This window comes from Streptosporangium sp. NPDC023963 (genome assembly GCF_040639135.1).
GTDB lineage: Bacteria > Actinomycetota > Actinomycetes > Streptosporangiales > Streptosporangiaceae > Streptosporangium.
The window spans coordinates 168,691-184,272 of sequence record NZ_JBEZZK010000003.1 but is presented as its reverse complement, the minus strand read 5'-3'; the positions used below and the strand labels follow the sequence as shown (position 1 = coordinate 184,272).

The 15,582-nt window shown below is 72.6% G+C and carries 15 protein-coding genes; 7 read left to right on the top strand and 8 right to left on the bottom strand.

What is annotated here, in order from left to right; genetic code table 11:
• Positions 1-113: 113 nt before the first annotated feature.
• Entirely contained in the window at positions 114-1,106 is a 993-nt protein-coding gene (locus tag AB0F88_RS12125) for a LacI family DNA-binding transcriptional regulator (RefSeq protein ID WP_362681154.1), read from the top strand.
• A gap of 195 nt (positions 1,107-1,301) precedes the next feature.
• On the opposite strand, the gene AB0F88_RS12120 is transcribed toward AB0F88_RS12125, so the two are convergent.
• The 4 genes from AB0F88_RS12120 to AB0F88_RS12105 all read right to left on the bottom strand — a co-directional run bounded on the left by AB0F88_RS12120 (position 1,302) and on the right by AB0F88_RS12105 (position 5,326).
• Positions 1,302-2,048 carry a hypothetical protein gene (locus AB0F88_RS12120; protein WP_362681151.1) on the bottom strand — a complete coding sequence of 249 codons (747 nt, stop codon included), beginning with the start codon at positions 2,046-2,048 and terminating at the stop codon, positions 1,302-1,304.
• A gap of 127 nt (positions 2,049-2,175) precedes the next feature.
• Complete coding sequence (locus AB0F88_RS12115; protein ID WP_362681148.1) at positions 2,176-3,048, bottom strand: sugar phosphate isomerase/epimerase; 873 nt, start codon at positions 3,046-3,048, stop codon at positions 2,176-2,178.
• Positions 3,045-4,175, bottom strand: a complete 1,131-nt coding sequence (locus tag AB0F88_RS12110) for a dihydrodipicolinate synthase family protein (protein WP_362682469.1) — start codon at positions 4,173-4,175, stop codon at positions 3,045-3,047. The genes AB0F88_RS12115 and AB0F88_RS12110 overlap by 4 nt, the downstream gene beginning before the upstream one ends.
• 8 nt (positions 4,176-4,183) lie before the next feature.
• On the bottom strand, positions 4,184-5,326 hold the full coding sequence (locus AB0F88_RS12105) for a Gfo/Idh/MocA family oxidoreductase (protein WP_362681145.1): 1,143 nt from the start codon (positions 5,324-5,326) through the stop codon (positions 4,184-4,186).
• 225 nt (positions 5,327-5,551) lie between these two features.
• Between AB0F88_RS12105 and AB0F88_RS12100 the strand changes: the two genes are divergently transcribed.
• The 3 genes from AB0F88_RS12100 (at position 5,552) to AB0F88_RS12090 (ending at position 8,017) form a co-directional block, all read left to right on the top strand.
• Positions 5,552-6,118 carry a PadR family transcriptional regulator gene (locus tag AB0F88_RS12100; RefSeq protein WP_362681142.1) on the top strand — a complete coding sequence of 189 codons (567 nt, stop codon included), beginning with the start codon at positions 5,552-5,554 and terminating at the stop codon, positions 6,116-6,118.
• 201 nt (positions 6,119-6,319) lie between these two features.
• Positions 6,320-7,039, top strand: coding sequence for a VOC family protein (locus tag AB0F88_RS12095; RefSeq protein ID WP_362681139.1), 720 nt, complete (start codon positions 6,320-6,322; stop codon positions 7,037-7,039).
• A gap of 345 nt (positions 7,040-7,384) precedes the next feature.
• A complete protein-coding gene (locus AB0F88_RS12090) occupies positions 7,385-8,017 on the top strand; it encodes an HNH endonuclease family protein (protein WP_362681136.1) in 633 nt (210 codons plus the stop codon).
• A 197-nt stretch (positions 8,018-8,214) separates the two neighbouring features.
• Here the strand turns inward: AB0F88_RS12090 and AB0F88_RS12085 are convergent, their stop codons facing one another.
• Positions 8,215-8,355: a hypothetical protein gene (locus tag AB0F88_RS12085; protein ID WP_362681133.1), complete on the bottom strand. Its 141-nt coding sequence runs from the start codon at positions 8,353-8,355 to the stop codon at positions 8,215-8,217.
• 336 nt (positions 8,356-8,691) lie between these two features.
• On the opposite strand from AB0F88_RS12085, the gene AB0F88_RS12080 reads away from it, so the two are divergent.
• Positions 8,692-9,177, top strand: coding sequence for an ATP-binding protein (locus tag AB0F88_RS12080; RefSeq protein ID WP_362681130.1), 486 nt, complete (start codon positions 8,692-8,694; stop codon positions 9,175-9,177).
• 104 nt (positions 9,178-9,281) lie between these two features.
• Here AB0F88_RS12080 and AB0F88_RS12075 read toward each other — a convergent pair whose 3' ends face one another.
• Together AB0F88_RS12075 and AB0F88_RS12070 are read right to left on the bottom strand one after the other, a co-directional pair.
• Positions 9,282-10,508, bottom strand: coding sequence for an HRDC domain-containing protein (locus tag AB0F88_RS12075; RefSeq protein WP_362681127.1), 1,227 nt, complete (start codon positions 10,506-10,508; stop codon positions 9,282-9,284).
• The gene (locus AB0F88_RS12070) at positions 10,505-11,101 is read right to left on the bottom strand and encodes a DUF3000 domain-containing protein (protein WP_362681124.1); all 597 of its coding nucleotides are present in this window, start codon (positions 11,099-11,101) and stop codon (positions 10,505-10,507) included. Before AB0F88_RS12070 ends, AB0F88_RS12075 begins: the two co-directional genes overlap by 4 nt.
• 699 nt (positions 11,102-11,800) lie before the next feature.
• Between AB0F88_RS12070 and hemE the strand changes: the two genes are divergently transcribed.
• Positions 11,801-12,838: a uroporphyrinogen decarboxylase gene (hemE, locus tag AB0F88_RS12065; RefSeq protein ID WP_362681121.1), complete on the top strand. Its 1,038-nt coding sequence runs from the start codon at positions 11,801-11,803 to the stop codon at positions 12,836-12,838.
• Positions 12,839-12,922: 84 nt separating this feature from the next.
• Here the strand turns inward: hemE and AB0F88_RS12060 are convergent, their stop codons facing one another.
• The gene (locus tag AB0F88_RS12060) at positions 12,923-13,993 is read right to left on the bottom strand and encodes a DUF4349 domain-containing protein (RefSeq protein ID WP_362681119.1); all 1,071 of its coding nucleotides are present in this window, start codon (positions 13,991-13,993) and stop codon (positions 12,923-12,925) included.
• A 145-nt stretch (positions 13,994-14,138) separates the two neighbouring features.
• On the opposite strand from AB0F88_RS12060, the gene hemG reads away from it, so the two are divergent.
• Positions 14,139-15,581 carry a protoporphyrinogen oxidase gene (hemG, locus tag AB0F88_RS12055; protein ID WP_362681117.1) on the top strand — a complete coding sequence of 481 codons (1,443 nt, stop codon included), beginning with the start codon at positions 14,139-14,141 and terminating at the stop codon, positions 15,579-15,581.
• Position 15,582: the final 1 nt, after the last annotated feature.

The following is a 15,582-nucleotide window of genomic DNA, read 5'->3' as shown; positions in this document are numbered from 1 at the left end:
AGTTGTCCCCAAGGGTGTGCGGGCTTACGGCCCCACCTCGCGGGCCGTGTCCCGGGATGCGGGGCGGGGGTAACTCTGGCAGACTTTGGAAAACGCTTTCCGGGAGGTTGTCGGTGGTCACGCTTGAGGATGTCGCCCGGCAGGCGGGCGTCTCGCTCGCCACGGCGTCGCGGGTGCTCAACGGCAGCACCCGGCAGGTGGGCGCCTCCCTGCGGGCCAAGGTGGAGCTGGCCGCCGCCGAGCTGGGGTACCGCACCAACGTGGCCGCGCAGACCCTCGCCAGGGGGGCCAGCAACGTGATCGGCCTGGTCGTCCACGACCTCACCGACCCCTACTTCGCCGCGATCGCCGACGGGGCCATGCGGGTCGCCGAGAGCCAGGGGCTCATGGTCATGATCGGCACGACCCATCGCGACCCCCAGCGGGAGATCGCCTACGTCTCGACGCTCAACGCCCAGCGGGTCCGCGCCGTGCTGCTCGTCGGCTCCCGGGTCACCGACCCGGAGGCGACCCGGAGGCTCCGGACGGAACTCGACCACTACCGGGAGTCCGGGGGCCGGGTCGCCTGCGTGGGCCAGAACCTGCTCGGCGTCGACACGGTGGTGCCGGACAACCGCCTGGGCGCCGCCGAGCTGGCCCGCGCCCTCGCCGGGCTGGGGCACCGCAACTTCGCGATCCTCGCCGGGCCGGACTGGCTGATCGCGCCCAGGGACAGGGTGGAGGGGTTCACCGACGCGCTGGAGGAGCTCGGCCTGCCCGCGCCGCGCGTCCTGAACGGCTCCTTCGACCGGGAGGGCGGCTACGCGGCGGCCACTCAGGTGTCCGGGGTCACGTGCGTCTTCGCCGTCAACGACGTGATGGCGGTGGGCGCCCTGGCCGCCTTCAGGGACCGGGGCATCCGGGTTCCCGAGGACGTCTCCGTGGCGGGCTTCGACGACATCTTCACCCTGCGCGACCTGGTCCCCTCGCTGTCCACCGTGCGGCTGCCGCTCGCCGGCATGGGCGCCCGCGCGCTGGAGCTGGCCCTCGACCCGTCCGAGGAGTCCAGGGCCGAGAGCGTGACCGGCGAGGTGATCCTCCGGGAGAGCACCCGCGGCCTGGGGTGAGCCTGGGGTGACACGCCTCCGTCACGAGAGTCCGTCACGAGAGTCCGTCAGGGCGGGCCGGTCGCGGCGGGGTCGTCACGAGAGGCCGGAGGCGACGAGGCCGGCACGACGAGCGGCCCGGACACCTTCAGGGGTGTCCGGGCCGCTCGTGTCGCAGGGAAGGGCGGGGGCCGGGAAGAGAGGGAGTGGCGGGGGTCAGCGCATGCCGGGAACGGGGTTTCCCTGCTCGTTGACCGGCGGGACCATGATCTGGCCGCGCAGCCAGCGAATCGTCCTGATGACCCCGTCGCCGTAGCCGGGGGAGTGCTGGCGTCCCCGGCCGAGCTGCCGGGACACGTCCTCGGCCGCGCTCTCCTCCATGCCGAGGTTGAGGCCGGTCGGTCCGTGGATGGGGCGAGGCGTGTTACGGACCGGGGACTTCCTGCGCGTGCCGAGAACCCACTCGCACACGGCGATGGTGCCCGCGCACCATTCCCTCTCCCACTCGCCCGCCGCGTTGGGCCGGCCTTCGGCGGCCAGCTCGGCGATCCTGGCGATCTCGGCCTCGGTGCGCAGGATCACACCGCGCCCGCCGACCAGGTGTCCCCAGCCCTCCGAGGACTTACGGCCGGGAATGGGCAGGCCGTCCTTGGCGCCGATCAACCAGTTCAGGGTGCTGATGACCCCGTCGGCCGGCACGACCCGGCCCTCGCGCGGAACCCGCTCGGCGGCGTCGATCTCGGCGCGTGCCTCGGCGAGGGTGGGCGGGGATCCCGAGGAGGGGCGGCCGCTGATCGGCGCCTGCTCCCGCTTGCCCAGGGCCCAGAGAATCGCCTCTCCCTGGCCGGAGGGGGCCGAGTCGGGGTTGGCCGCCTCCCACTCCCTGATCGCTTCCAGTACGGCCATCACATGTTCCGGCGGCCGCTGTACGGCGGGGCTGGCTTCGCTTTCTGCGGTCGTCATACCCCTACCGTACGAGTACCTGCCATGTCACTCCAACGTGAAGCGGTAATCCGGGGCCGGCGAACGCGTTTTCCCGCGTGTTGGAACGGTCCCCCGCCCCCGGAACACCGGAGCGGGGGACCGCGTGTCAACCGCCGACGAACTCGGCGAAGGCGGCCTTCACCCTGGCCAGGATCCCGTCGGGGTCGGCGGCCCACACGTCCGCGTTGAAGATCTCCACTTCGACGTCCCCCGTGTAGCCCGCCTCGGCCACCGCCCGGGTCATCGGCGCGAAGTCGATCACCCCGTCGCCCATCACCCCCCGGCCGAGCAGCACGTCGGCGGGCAGCGGCGACAGGAAGTCGCACACCTGGTAGCTCGCGATCCGGCCCGACGCCCTCGCGATCTCCTCCAGCACCCGCGGGTCCCACCACACGTGGAAGGTGTCGACGACGACGCCCACCTGCTCGGCGGGGTGCGCCTCGGCCAGGTCGAGCGCCTGGCCGAGGGTGGACAGCACGGCCCGGTCGGCGCAGTACATCGGGTGCAGCGGTTCGAGGGCGAGCCGCACCCCGCGCTCGCCCGCGTACGGGGCCAGCACGGCCAGCGCCTCGGCGACCCGCTCCCGCGCGGCGGGCAGGTCGCGGGAGATCGTGCCCAGCGGCTCGCCGGGCACCACGCCGGGCAGGCCGCCGACCACCATGACCAGGCAGGCGGCGCCCAGCGCCGCGGCCTCGTCGATCGCCCTGCGGTTGTCGTCCAGGGCCTCGGGACCGCCGGAGGTGAGGAACCCGCCCCGGCACAGCGACGACACCCGCAGCCCGGCGTCCGCGACGAGCTTGACGGTCTGCTCCAGGCCCTGCGCGGCGACGTCCTGCCGCCACAGGCCGATGGCCTCGACGCCGTGCCGCACGCACCCGTCGACGGCCTCGGCCACCGTCCAGCGCTTCGTGGTCCACTGGTTCAGCGAGAACCGGCTCGTCTGTGCCCTCGTCGCCCTCGTCGCCCTCGTCGCGCTCACAGGCCGTTCACCGCCAGCAGCGAGCGCATCCGGGAGACCGCCAGCTCGGGGTCGGCCAGCAGCCCCGCCCCGTCGGCCAGGCGGAACACCTCGGCCAGGTGGGACAGGGACCGGGCCGCCTGGGCGCCGTTGACCATGGCGAAGGCGTCCTGGTGGCCGTTGAGCCAGGCCAGGAAGACGATGCCCGTCTTGTAGTTGTACGTCGGAGCCTCGAAGATCTTCCGCGAGAGCGGGACCGTAGGCTCCATGATCTCGTCGTACCGCCCGAGGTCCCCGGCGTCGAGTTCCTCCAGGGCCGCCGCGGCGGCGGGGGCGATCGCGTCGAAGATGCCCAGGAGGGCGTGGCTGCCCGACTTGATGAGCGAGGGGTAGTTGAAGTCGTCGCCGGTGTAGAGCCGCACGCCCTCGGGCAGCGCCGCGCGCAGCCCGATCTCGTGCTCGGCGTCCAGCAGCGAGACCTTGACCCCGTCCACCTTCGCCGCGTGGTCGCGGATCAGGGACAGGAACGACGCGGTGGCCTCGGACACGTCCCGCGAGCCCCAGTAGCCCGCCAGGTTCGGGTCGAACATCTCGCCCAGCCAGTGCAGGATCACCGGGCGGTCGACCCGGGAGAACAGCTCGCCGTAGACCCGGTGGTAGTCCTCCGGGCCCCGCGCGATCGCGGCCAACTGGCGGCTCGCCATCACGATGACCCCGGCGCCCGCGTCCCGCACGGTCTCGATCTGCTCGGTGTAGGCCGCCACGACCTCGTCCAGGGTCCGGGCGTGCGGGGCCTGGTCGGTGCCCGCGCCGCAGGCCACCAGCTCCGCCGGGTCGCCGAAGGCCTTCGCCTCGGTGGCGCTGCGCCGGATCAGCTCGCGGGTGGCCGCCCAGTCGAGACCCATGTTGCGCTGCGCGGTGTCCATGGCGTCGGCGACCCGCAGCCCGTACGACCACAGGTGGTGCCGGAAGCGCAGGGTGGCGTCCCAGTCGACGGCGGCCGGGGAGCCGGGGGTGTTGTCGCCGAGCGGGTCGGCGACCACGTGCGCGGCGGCGTAGACGACGCGGCTCACCGCCGGGCCCGCGGGCCTGGCCCAGGCGACCGGCTCGCGCAGGGTGTGCTCCCCGCCGGGCAGCGCGATCCTCAGCGCGGCCATCAGGGCTCCACCGGCAGGCGGCGGCCCTCGGCGGAGGAGCGCAGGCCCAGCTCGGCGAGGCGGACGCCGCGCGCGCCCGAGGCGAAGTCGTAGGGGAAGGGCGCGTCCTCGACCACGTGGCGGACGAACAGCTCCCACTGGATCTTGAAGCCGTTGTCGAACTCCGCGTTGTCGGGCACCTCCTGCCAGCCGTCCCTGAAGCGGGCGGTGGCGGGCAGGTCGGGGTTCCAGACCGGCTTGGGAGTGGTGGCGCGGTGCTGGATCCGGCAGTCGCGCAGGCCCGCGACGGCGCTGCCGTGCGTGCCGTCCACCTGGAACTCCACCAGCTCGTCGCGGTTCACCCGGACGCTCCAGGAGGAGTTGATCTGCGCGATGATCCCGTCCTCCAGCTCGAACACCCCGTAGGCGGCGTCGTCGGCGGTGGCCCGATAGCTCTCGCCGCGCTCGTCCACCCGCTCGGGGATGTGGGTGACGGCCTGGGCGTAGACCGAGGTGACCCGGCCGAACAGGTTCTCCAGCACGTACGCCCAGTGCGGGAACATGTCGAGGACGATGCCGCCGCCGTCCTCGGTGCGGTAGTTCCACGACGGGCGCTGCGCGTCCTGCCAGTCGCCCTCGAACACCCAGTAGCCGAACTCGCCGCGCACCGACAGGATCCGGCCGAAGAAGCCGCCGTCGATCAGGCGCTTGAGCTTGAGCAGGCCCGGCAGGAAGAGCTTGTCCTGCACGACGCCGTTCTTCACGCCCCTGGAGGTCGCGGCCTCGGCCAGCGCCAGCGCGTCCTCGTACGTCTCGGCGGTCGGCTTCTCCGCGTAGATGTGCTTGCCCGCCTCGATCGCCGCGAGCACGGCCTTCACCCGGGCCTGGGTGACCTGGGCGTCGAAGTAGATCAGGTTGGCGTCGTCCGCGAGGGCGGTGTCGAGGTCGGTGGTCCAGTCCGCGATGCCGTGCGCGCTCGCCAGCCTCTCCAGTTTCTCCGCGCTCCGGCCCACCAGCACCGGCCTGAGCAGAACCCTCCCGCCGTCCGACAGCGTCACGCCGCCCTGCTCGTTGATCGCCAGGACCGATCGGACCAGGTGCTGGCGGTAGCCCATGCGGCCCGTGACACCGTTCATCACGACGCCGATGCTTTGCGGGGACATCTTCTCCGACCTCCAATTGGAAAGCGCTTTCCTTTCCACGGTACGGCAGCCGTCCCGCCCGCTGCAAGCGCCGGGGGAAAGCGGGGGTGAGCTGGAGGGCGTCCGCGGGGGTGGCGGACGGGCCGCGCCGGCGGCCGGTCCGGGGACGGCGTGCGCTCCTCTCCCTTCCGGCGTGCCCTCCCGGCGGCGCGGGACCGGTAAACTCCGGTCACCGATCGTTCGGAGATGGGGGCTAGGGTGTCGGCCATCCGGCTGCTGGTGCTCGGGGCCGTCCGCGAACGCGGCCGGGCGCACGGTTACCAGGTGCGCGGAGACCTGGAGAGCTGGGGCGCGCACGAGTGGTCCACGGCCAAGCCCGGCTCGATCTACCACGCGCTCAGGCAGATGGCCAAGCAGGGGCTGCTACGCGCCCACGAGATGGCGCCGAGCGCCGCGGGCGGGCCGCCGCGCGTGGAGTACGAGCTCACCGAGGCCGGTGACGCGGAGTTCCTGGACATGTTGCGCAAGGCCCTGGCCAGGCACGACCAGAAGATCGACGAGCTGACGGCCGGGGTGGGTTTCCTCACCTGCCTGCCCAGGCAAGAGGTGATCGCGCTGCTGAAGGAGCGGCTGGCGGCACTCGACGGCTGGCGGGCGGAGGTCGCCCGCCACTGGACGTCCGACGACGCCGACTCCCGGGACTGGGAGCCGATCGCCGAGATCATGCGGCTCTGGACGCACTTCTCCGGCAGCGGCGCCGAGTGGACCCGCGGGCTGATCGAACGCCTGGAGAGGGACGCGCGCACGTCCTGAGGAAGGCCGTGCCGGCGCCTCCGGCTCCCGGCGGGCATGCGCGGACGCGGGTGGCCACGGATCCGCGGTCGCCATGGTGTTCCCGCGCGGGGGCGTTTTTCGGGCGGGGCGTGACAATCCGGGAGGCGTCCACTTTCGGCCACCGCTACACTCGGGCTCGGAAGTAGTAAAATTTGACTACTGCTCATCCGGAGGAGCGAGATGGCCAACGAGACGACCGTGCCGGCACTGCCCTGCCGATCGATCGACGAGATCGAGGAGTTCTACACCGCGCTGGGTTTCACCAGGACCTACCACCAGGTTCGCCCGAATCCGTACCTCGCCCTGCGGCGGGAGGACATCCATCTGCACTTCTTCACCATCCCGGGTTTCAACCCGGAAGACTCCTACGGCACCTGCATCATCACCGTCCCCGATACCGGAGCTCTCTTCGGCGCCTTCGCCGAGGGCATGCGATCCGCGTACGGCAAGCTCCTGATCTCCGGGATCCCCCGGATGACCAGGCCCAGGAAACGGAAGAACGCCGACAACCTCGCCGGGTTCACGATCGTCGATCCGGGAGGGAACTGGATCCGGATCTTCCCCTCGTCCAAGGACGCGATCCAGGAGGAACCCCCGACCGGCAGACTCGCCACGGCACTGCAGAACGCCGTCGTCATGGGCGACTCCCACGGCGATCACCGGCAGGCCGCCAAGATTCTCGACGGCGCGCTGTCGCGAGCCGGGGACGCGCCGAACGCGGACCTCGTCGAAGCGCTCCTCTACCGCGCGGAGATGGCCCTGGCGCTCTCCGACCGGGAGCGGGCGGGCGAGCTGCTGGCCCGCGTGCGCGCGATCCCCCTGGACGCCGCGGAGCGGGAACGGCTGGCCGGCTCGCTGGCCGGCGCCGACGACATCGAGGCGGCCCTGTCGACCGGCTGAGCCCGGCTGAACCCGGCTGAGCCCGGTCGAGTCCGGCTGGGCTCGGCTGAACCCGGCCGAGTCCGGCTGAATCCGGTTGAGCCTCGCGAGGATTCCGGCGTTCACCAGACCTTCATGCCGTGTTGGCAGGGAAAGGAGGAGGCCGCGCCTTTCCGCGCGCCGTGTCGTCGCAGATCAAACGCGTCCGATCATGGACCAAGGCAGTATCCGACCAAGCGCGTCCTGACTCGTCGTCAAACCATGACATTTCCGCATTTGTCATGAGTTGAGACGTTCCGTCTGTCGTCCTCTCGCCGTGCCCAGACCCCCCGACTGGCCGAGGTGGAGCGACAGAAGGGGCCACTCGTGAAACGAGTCGTCACCGGGATCTCCGCTGCCCTCACGGCACTTCTCCTCACCGTCTCCCTGACGGCGGGGACGGCGTCGGCGACCCCGCCGAACATCCCCTCGGCGTCCACCGCCGCCAGCAGGCTGGCGACGCTCACCGTCGCCCCGGAGACCAACCAGTCCTCCTACGACCGGTCGCTGTTCAACCACTGGATCACCATCAGCGGCGCCTGCAACACCCGCGAGACGGTGCTCAAGAGGGACGGTACGGGAGTGGTCGTCAACTCCAGCTGCGCGCCCACCTCCGGCAGCTGGTACTCCCCGTTCGACGGCGCCACCTGGACCGCCGCGAGCGACGTCGACATCGACCACATGGTGCCGCTCGCCGAGGCGTGGCGCTCGGGCGCCTACGCCTGGACCAGCGCGCAGCGCCAGTCCTACGCCAACGACCTGGGCGGTCCCGAACTGTGGGCGGTCACCGACAACGTCAACCAGGCCAAGGGCGACCAGGACCCCTCGACGTGGCAGCCGCCGCTGGGAGGCTTCGACTGCACCTACGCCAGGGCGTGGATCCAGGTGAAGTACTACTGGAAGCTGACGCTGCAGAGCTCGGAGAAGAGCGCCCTGCAGGGCATGCTCGCGACCTGCTGAGCGTCTCGTCCCTCTGACCGGAGGGACGAGACGCCCGCCGTCCGCGTGACGGGGATGATCTCGCGTCAGGTCCCGCGCCCCGGCTCAGGGGCGGGGGCGGGACCCGGGACCTCCCCGTCACGCGGACGGCCGCCGTGAGGCCGGTCAGGCCGTACGGCTCGGTGAGGCGGAGACGGAGACGGAGACGGAGACGGAGGTCACGGGGCCGCGATGGTGTACGTCGCGCCCGCCTGGGTCGGGAAGGTGGTCACGTTGTCGCTGACGGTGTGGGCCACCGTGCCGCCGCCGACCCGGTTGACCACGATCGTCCGGCCGGGCCAGGGGTGCTGCAGGCGCACCTGGCGGTCGACATGCTCCTGTCCCGCATCGCCGATCCCGGCCGTCCGGTCCGCCGCGTGACGGTGCCCGTGGAGCTCCTCGCGCGGGGATCGGGGGAGTCGGCCCCCGGAGCCTGACGGCTCCGGCTCCGGCATCACATTCGCCCCGCCGCCGGCCCCCGCGGGGCGAATGTCCCGGGTTCTTCGCCGGCCGGGTGAAAAGCGCGCGGAAAGCGCCCGGAAGCGCGTACCCGCGCGTGTCGAGACGGACACGAAGGGTAGTCGTCCTTTGGAGGGATTCCCGCGGGAGCGGACGTGACGACGGCGATTCGTGAAACCAGGTGGAGGGCTTCGGGCATGGAGACGGGAAAGCTCGCGGAGGTATTTCTGGACAGCGCCTACGAATCGGTCGGGCGGGCGCGCCGCGAGACGCGCGAGGCCCTCGGCCCGGACCACGTGCTGCTGCCGGACGTCGTCCAGGTGGTCTCGGAACTGCTGGCCAACGCCGTGGAGCACGCCGACCGCGGGCTGGTGGGCGACCTGATCGGCCTGACGCTGACCGCCACCCCCGACTCCGTCCACGTCGAGGTCTCCGATCCCGGCTCCGCCTCCCGCGCCCCGCACATCCCGCGGGACCTGCCTTCCGGGGCCAGGCGCGGGCGCGGCCTGTTCATCGTCGACCGGCTCTCCGCCGGGCGCTGGGGGACCCGCGAGCACGGCCCGGGGCTGGGCCGGACGGTGTGGTGCGCCGTTCCCTACGTGCGGACGGAGCCGTCCGCGGCGGAGGAGGACGAGGCGGAGCGGTTCTCGTCGTGGACCCTCCCGGCGGCCTGCCGGAACTGAGCCGGAGCGTTCCCGCGGGCCGGGGACCCGGGGACCCGGGCCGGAGCGGGCCGTGCCCGCCCGGATCCCGGAATCAATGATCTACTTTGTAAAGGACGGGGGTCTCAGGCCTGTCCCTTGATCTCCAGGCGGAGCAGCGCCTTGGCGATCGGATGGGCGGTCAGCCCGATCTGCCACTCGCGGGCGCCCAGCTCGCGCAGCCGGGCGATCACGGCCTCGTCGTCGATGACCGGGGGAGGCTCCCAGGTCAGCCGGCGTACCGCGTCGGGCTGGATCAGGTTCTCAGCGGGCATGTGGTGCTCGTCGGCGAGCGCGGCCACCACGGCCCTGGCGGCGGCCAGCCGGCGGGCGGCCACCGGGTCGCGGTCCATCCACCGGTTGGCCGGCGGCGGTCCGTCGCCGGGGGCGCTGGGCTGCGGCAGCTCCGCCTCGGGCAGCGAGCGGGCGGTGCCGATCGCGGCCAGCCAGTCGCGCAGGTGCCGCCGGGCGCTGCGGCCGGTGAACGGGGGGATGTCGGTGAGCGCCTTGGTGGTGCGGGGCAGCTCCAGCGCGGCCGTGACGATCGCCGAGTCGGGCAGGACCCGGCCGGGGGCGACGTCGGACTCGCGGGCGAGGCCGTCGCGGAGCGTCCACAGCTCCCGTACCACCGCCAGCCCGCGCAGCGAGCGGACCTTGTGGATCCCCGAGGTGCGCCGCCACGGGTCGGAGCGCGGGGCGGGGGCCTTGTGCGCGAGCACGGAGGCGAACTCCTCGCGGGCCCACGCCAGCTTGCCGCTGGAGACCAGCTCCTCGTGCAGGACGTCGCGGAGCTCGATCAGCACCTCGACGTCGAGCGCGGCGTAGCGCAGCCAGTCCTCCGGCAGCGGGCGGGTGGACCAGTCGGCGGCCGAGTGGCCCTTCTCCAGCCTGAATCCGAGGACGTTCTCCACCATCAGGCCGAGCCCGACCCGCTCGTAGCCGAGCAACCGGCCGGCCAGCTCGGTGTCGAACAGCTCGCGCGGGTGGAAGCCCACCTCGGCCAGGCACGGCAGGTCCTGGGAGGCCGCGTGCAGCACGATCTCCGCGTCGGCCAGCGCCGCGTCGAGCCCCGAGAGGTCGGGGCAGCGGATGGGGTCGATCAGGGCGCTGCCCGCGCCGGCCCGGCGCAGCTGGACCAGGTAGGCGCGGCCGCTGTAGCGATAGCCGGAGGCGCGCTCGGCGTCGACGGCGACGGGGCCGGTGCCCTCGGCGAAGGCGCGCACCACGCGTGCGAGAGCGGCCGGGTCCTCGACGACGGGTGGGATTCCCTCGCGAGGTTCCAGCAGCGGGACTACGGTCGTCTCATCGGTCACGTTCTGAAGGGCTCCGGATCTTCGCGACGGCGCGGCGGCAGCGCCGCCACGTCGGGTGGCAGGGGTGGTATGCCCGCGGCGAGGCACATCAGGTCGCACCAGGCGGCGACATGGCCGGAGAGGTCCTCCTGCAGCGGTGACCAGGACGCGCGCAGCTCCAGCTCGGTGGTCACCGGGTCCTCGGCCTTGTTGCCGAAGCCCTCGGAGACCGCCCGGGTGACGGTGCCTCCGGCGGCGGCGTAGCCGGCGTCGTGCGCGTCGAGCGACTCGGTGAGCCAGCTCCACGCGACGGGGCCGAGCAGCGGGTCCTCGGTGATCTCCGGCTCCATGTCGGCCCGCACGTAGGCGACGAGCCGGAACTGGCCGTCCCAGCCGCGCTGGCCGTCGGGGTCGAAGAGCACGATGAGGCGGCCGACGGCGAGTTCGTCGTCGTCGCGGTACACCGACGCGCCGATCGCGGCCGAGTAGGGGGCCAGGCGCTGCGGGGCCGGGATGTCCTCCAGCTCGATCTCGGGCCTGACCTCCGCGGGGCGCATGCTCGCCACCGCGCGCCTGAAGGCGGCGGGAGCGGGCGGCGCGTCACCGACGGTCATATCGGAAGCGTAGGTCGAAACTGAGCGCATGGGGACCACTGGGGTGTGTGTAGGAGCCATTGGAGCCGATCAAGCCGCTGCCGGCGGCCTGCGGAGGGCGGAGGCGACCCCGCCGACGGGAACTCCAGGAAAGAGCGTGCGACCGCGTCCGGCGCCGACCTGCCCGGCTCCGGGCCGTTCCGGGCGCCCGCCTCGGCCGTGATCGCCGGAACGGGGTCGTGGTCCGGGAACCCGTCCGCGGGCGCAGGAGGCACGGTGCTCACCGCGATGTTCGGGTGAACTCCACATGGTGGACATCGCACGGGCCTTTCGTCGGGTCGTGGTCCGACGTTGGCACGTCGCGCCGACATTTCCGCGCAGCGTGCTCGGCGTGTCCCCAAAGTGGTGCGGGAATCGATGCCGCGCGGTGAGTTGGCGAACATTTGGACCAGCCGGGGGCCGGGCCAGGATCGCCGATGGGAGGAACTGTACCCGGAAACATGATCGCTTCGCTCCGCGCGACGGCACTTGTCGCGTACCAACATCGGATTTCAGTGGACGAAGCTCTCAAAACCGGTAAGACGCGATCATTATCATCACTTGGCCGTGCCTGGGTGGTGTGAGATGGAATCTCATCGAACAGTCGGTGATTTCGTATCGGTCTGACCGGCCGGCGGCCTTGGTGAGCCGACCGGTCCCCTGGCATGGCACCCTGGTGGGGTGACTTCCGAGCCCGCCGACTCCGCTTTCCTGCGCGCCTGCCGCCGCCGGCCCGTCTCCCACACCCCGGTGTGGTTCATGCGCCAGGCAGGGCGCTCGCTGCCCGAGTACCGGGCGCTCCGCGAGGGGGTGCCGATGCTCACGGCCTGCGCCACCCCCGAGCTGGTCGTGGAGATCACGATGCAGCCGGTCCGCCGCTACGGCGTGGACGCGGCCATCCTCTTCAGCGACATCGTCGTGCCGCTCAAGGCGATCGGCGTCGACCTCGACATCAAGCCCGGTGTCGGGCCGGTGGTGGCCTCGCCGATCAGGGACGCCGAGGCGGCCAGGGCGCTGCGCCCGCTCGAGCCGGACGACGTCTCCTACGTCACCGAGGCCGTCCAGGCGCTGACGAAGGAGCTGGGCGCGACCCCCCTGATCGGTTTCGCGGGAGCGCCGTTCACGCTGGCGTCCTACCTCATCGAGGGCGGCCCCTCCAAGAACCACGACCACACCAAGGCCATGATGTACGGCGAGCCGGAGCTGTGGCACGCCCTCATGGACCGGCTGACCGAGATCACCCTGGGCTTCCTGCGCGTGCAGCTCGCCGCCGGGGCCTCCGCCGTCCAGCTCTTCGACTCCTGGGTGGGGGCGGTCTCGCCCGACGACTACCGCGAGTTCGTCCTCCCCTACACCAGCCGGATCTTCGCGGGCCTGGCCGGCCTGGACGTCCCGCGCATCCACTTCGGCGTCGGCACCGGCGAGCTGCTCGGCCTGCTCGGCGAGGCGGGGGCCGACGTCGTGGGCGTCGACTGGCGGGTCCCCCTCGACGAGGCCGCCCCGCGGGTCGGCCCGGGCAAGGCGCTGCAGGGCAACCTGGACCCGGCGATCCTGCTCGCCCCGTGGGAGGTCGTGGAGCGCCGCGCGGGCGACATCCTCGCCCGCGCGTCCAAGATCGAAGGCCACGTGTTCAACCTGGGGCACGGAGTGCTGCCCGGCACCGACCCCGACCAGCTGGCCCGCCTCACCGACTTCGTCCACGAGGCCTCGGCTCGCTGACCGGCCCGTTCGCCGAGGCCCGCTCACCGGGGTCCGTCCGTCCGGCCCCGTTCCCGGGAGTTCCCCGGAGTTCCCCGGAGGCGTTCACCCGGAGGTGTCGCTCCTTCTCGGGCTCATGGGGACGGGTCCCTCGCCGTCCTCCGCCCTGTCGTCGCCGTCGCCGGCCTCCCCGTCCTCGACCGGCGCGGGGTCCGGATCCGCGGGCGCGGGCGCGGGCGGCCTGCCGCCCCGCCCGCCGCGGCGCAGGCGGAGCAGGAAGGCCAGCACCAGCCAGACCAGGCCGATCAGGACCAGCCAGGGGAGCAGCACGCCCAGCAGCGTCAGACCGATCTTGACGGCGGCGACGAAGGCGCTCCACCCCGTTTCCAGGCCGCCGAGGAAACCGGACGGCTCGTCGTCCTCCTCCTGGACCACCGCCGCCGGGCCGACCAGGTTCAGCGTCAGCGTCGCCATGCTCGTCTGCGAGGCGAGGGTCCTCTGCCTGGCCTGCAGTGACTCAAGCTCGCTCTCGCGGTTGGAGACCTCCCGCTCCACGTCGAGCACCTCGCCGATGGTGTTGGCCCGCTTCAGCAGCGTGCGCAGCGAGTCGAGCGCGGCCTTGGCCGACTTCAGCCGGCTCTCCACGTCGGCCACCTGCTCGGTGACGTCCTTGGTGTTCTGCTGCAGCGACTCGCGTGTGCCCAGGTCCTTGCCCAGGCGGTCGAGCGTTCCCGGGTAGTTCCCCGGGGGGATCTTGAAGACCAGCGTCGCGGAGCCCTCGCCGTTGGAGTGGGCGTCCGACCTCTCCCTGGCCAGGTAGCCGCCCGCGGTGGTGACGATCTGCCGGGCCCGGTCCGCCGCTGCGGTGACCTCCTTGGCCCTCACCGTCATCTCCGCGGTGTAGACGATCGCCCGGTCCTCCGGGACCACCTTCACCTGGGCGGTGTTCTGGGAGTCGGACGGGGACTCAGGGGACGCCGGGGACTCAGGGGACGCCAGGGACGCGGCGGCGTCCCTGGCGGCGGACTCCCCCTCGGGAGCCCGCATGTCGGAGCCGGCGGCGGGTGCCGCGCCGCCGGACGTGCTCATTGCCTCGCCGCCACCGCAGGCGGACACCAACAACGCCAGGCCCACCAGGGGGACCGCCAGGCGCGGGCCGTACCGGAATCTGCTCATGAACATCATGACGCCGGGCGCGGCGGAGGGGTTCGGAGAAGGGCAGTCACGATGGCGTCACGTTCTCCGCGCCGTCGGGTCACGGGGGCGCCGGGGGCGCCGGGCGGGATGCGCGGGCGGGTGGGGGGACCGATACGGTCGGGTCATGGAAGGCAAGCGGAGGCATGTGGTGGTCGTCGGCGGCGGGATCGCCGGGCTGGCCGCCGCGTGGCACCTGCGGAGGCACGGCGAGCACCTCAGGGTGACCGTCCTCGACGGCGCCCCGCGGATCGGCGGCAAGCTCCACACCACCGAGGTGGCGGGTGTGGCGATGGACGCGGGGGCCGAGGCGATGCTCGCCCGGCGGCCCGAGGGCAAGGAACTGGCCAGGATGGCCGGGCTGGGCGAGGAGCTGAGGCTCCCCGGCACCACCAAGGCGGGCATCCTGACCAGGGGCGTGCTGCGGCCCATGCCGGAGGGACACGTCATGGGCGTCCCCTCCGACGTCCTCGCGCTGGCCAGGTCGGGCGTCCTGAGCCCCGCGGGCCTGGCCCGGGTGCCGCTGGACCACGTCCTGCCGGCCACGCGCGTCACCAACGACGTGTCGGTGGCGGCGTACATCCGGGCCAGGATGGGCGAGGAGGTGGTCGACCGGCTCGTCGAGCCGCTGCTCGGCGGCGTCTACGCGGGCAGGGCCGAGCGGCTCTCGCTGGACGCGACCATGCCCAGGATCGCGATCGCGGCCAGGTCCGAGCGGTCGCTGCTCACCGCGGCCAGGGAGATCACCGCCGACGCCCCCAAGGACGCCGGGCCTGTCTTCACCACCCTGAGCCGGGGGATGGGCAGCCTGCCCGAGGCCGTCGCCGCCGCCTCGGGGGCCGAGATCAGGACCGGCGTCACGGTCAGGGAGCTGCGCAGGACCGAGGACGGCTGGCTGCTGGTCACCGGTCCCGTCCCCGCGCCGGAGACCGTCGAGGCCGACGCGGTGATCGTCGCCGTTCCGGCCCCCGCGGCGAGCCGCCTGCTCGCCGGGGAGGTGCCCCGGGCCGCCGCCGAACTGGCCAGGATCGAGTACGCCAGCATGGCCATCGTCACCCTCGCCTATCCGCGCGAGGCGTTCCCCAGGCCGCCGACCGGCAGCGGCTACCTGGTCCCGGCCGTCGACGGGCGCCCGATCAAGGCCGCCACGTTCAGCTCGGTCAAGTGGCCCCACCTGGCCGAGAGCGATCCCGACCTGGTCCTGCTGCGCTGCTCGATCGGCAGGATCGGCGAGGAGGCCGTGCTCCAGCGCGACGACGCGGAGCTGGTCGCGCTGGCGATGGCCGAGATGGTCGAGGTCATGGGCGTGCGCGGGCTGCCCCGCGACTCCCGGGTGACCCGCTGGGGGGGCTCCCTGCCGCAGTACGAGGTGGGCCACCTCGACCGGGTGGCCCGCATCCGGGCCGCCGCGGCCGAGCAGCCGGGCCTGGCCCTGTGCGGCGCCGCCTACGACGGCCTCGGCATCCCCGCCTGCGTCGCCACCGCCCGCACCGCGGCGGCCCGGATTCTCGACCACCTGGACCCCACGGGAGAATGGCAGGACAGCACCGATTCGTTGACAAAGGGGTGAC

What these genes read in the sequence shown, in the direction of transcription:
- AB0F88_RS12120 (WP_362681151.1), bottom strand. Translation starts at nt 2,048, where the DNA reads ATGACGACCGCAGAAAGCGAAGCCAGCCCCGCCGTACAGCGGCCGCCG.
- AB0F88_RS12105 (WP_362681145.1), bottom strand. Translation starts at nt 5,326, where the DNA reads ATGTCCCCGCAAAGCATCGGCGTCGTGATGAACGGTGTCACGGGCCGC.
- AB0F88_RS12100 (WP_362681142.1), top strand. Translation starts at nt 5,552, where the DNA reads ATGGGGGCTAGGGTGTCGGCCATCCGGCTGCTGGTGCTCGGGGCCGTC.
- AB0F88_RS12095 (WP_362681139.1), top strand. Translation starts at nt 6,320, where the DNA reads ATGGCCAACGAGACGACCGTGCCGGCACTGCCCTGCCGATCGATCGAC.
- AB0F88_RS12080 (WP_362681130.1), top strand. Translation starts at nt 8,692, where the DNA reads ATGGAGACGGGAAAGCTCGCGGAGGTATTTCTGGACAGCGCCTACGAA.
- AB0F88_RS12070 (WP_362681124.1), bottom strand. Translation starts at nt 11,101, where the DNA reads ATGACCGTCGGTGACGCGCCGCCCGCTCCCGCCGCCTTCAGGCGCGCG.
- AB0F88_RS12060 (WP_362681119.1), bottom strand. Translation starts at nt 13,993, where the DNA reads ATGAGCAGATTCCGGTACGGCCCGCGCCTGGCGGTCCCCCTGGTGGGC.
- hemG (WP_362681117.1), top strand. Translation starts at nt 14,139, where the DNA reads ATGGAAGGCAAGCGGAGGCATGTGGTGGTCGTCGGCGGCGGGATCGCC.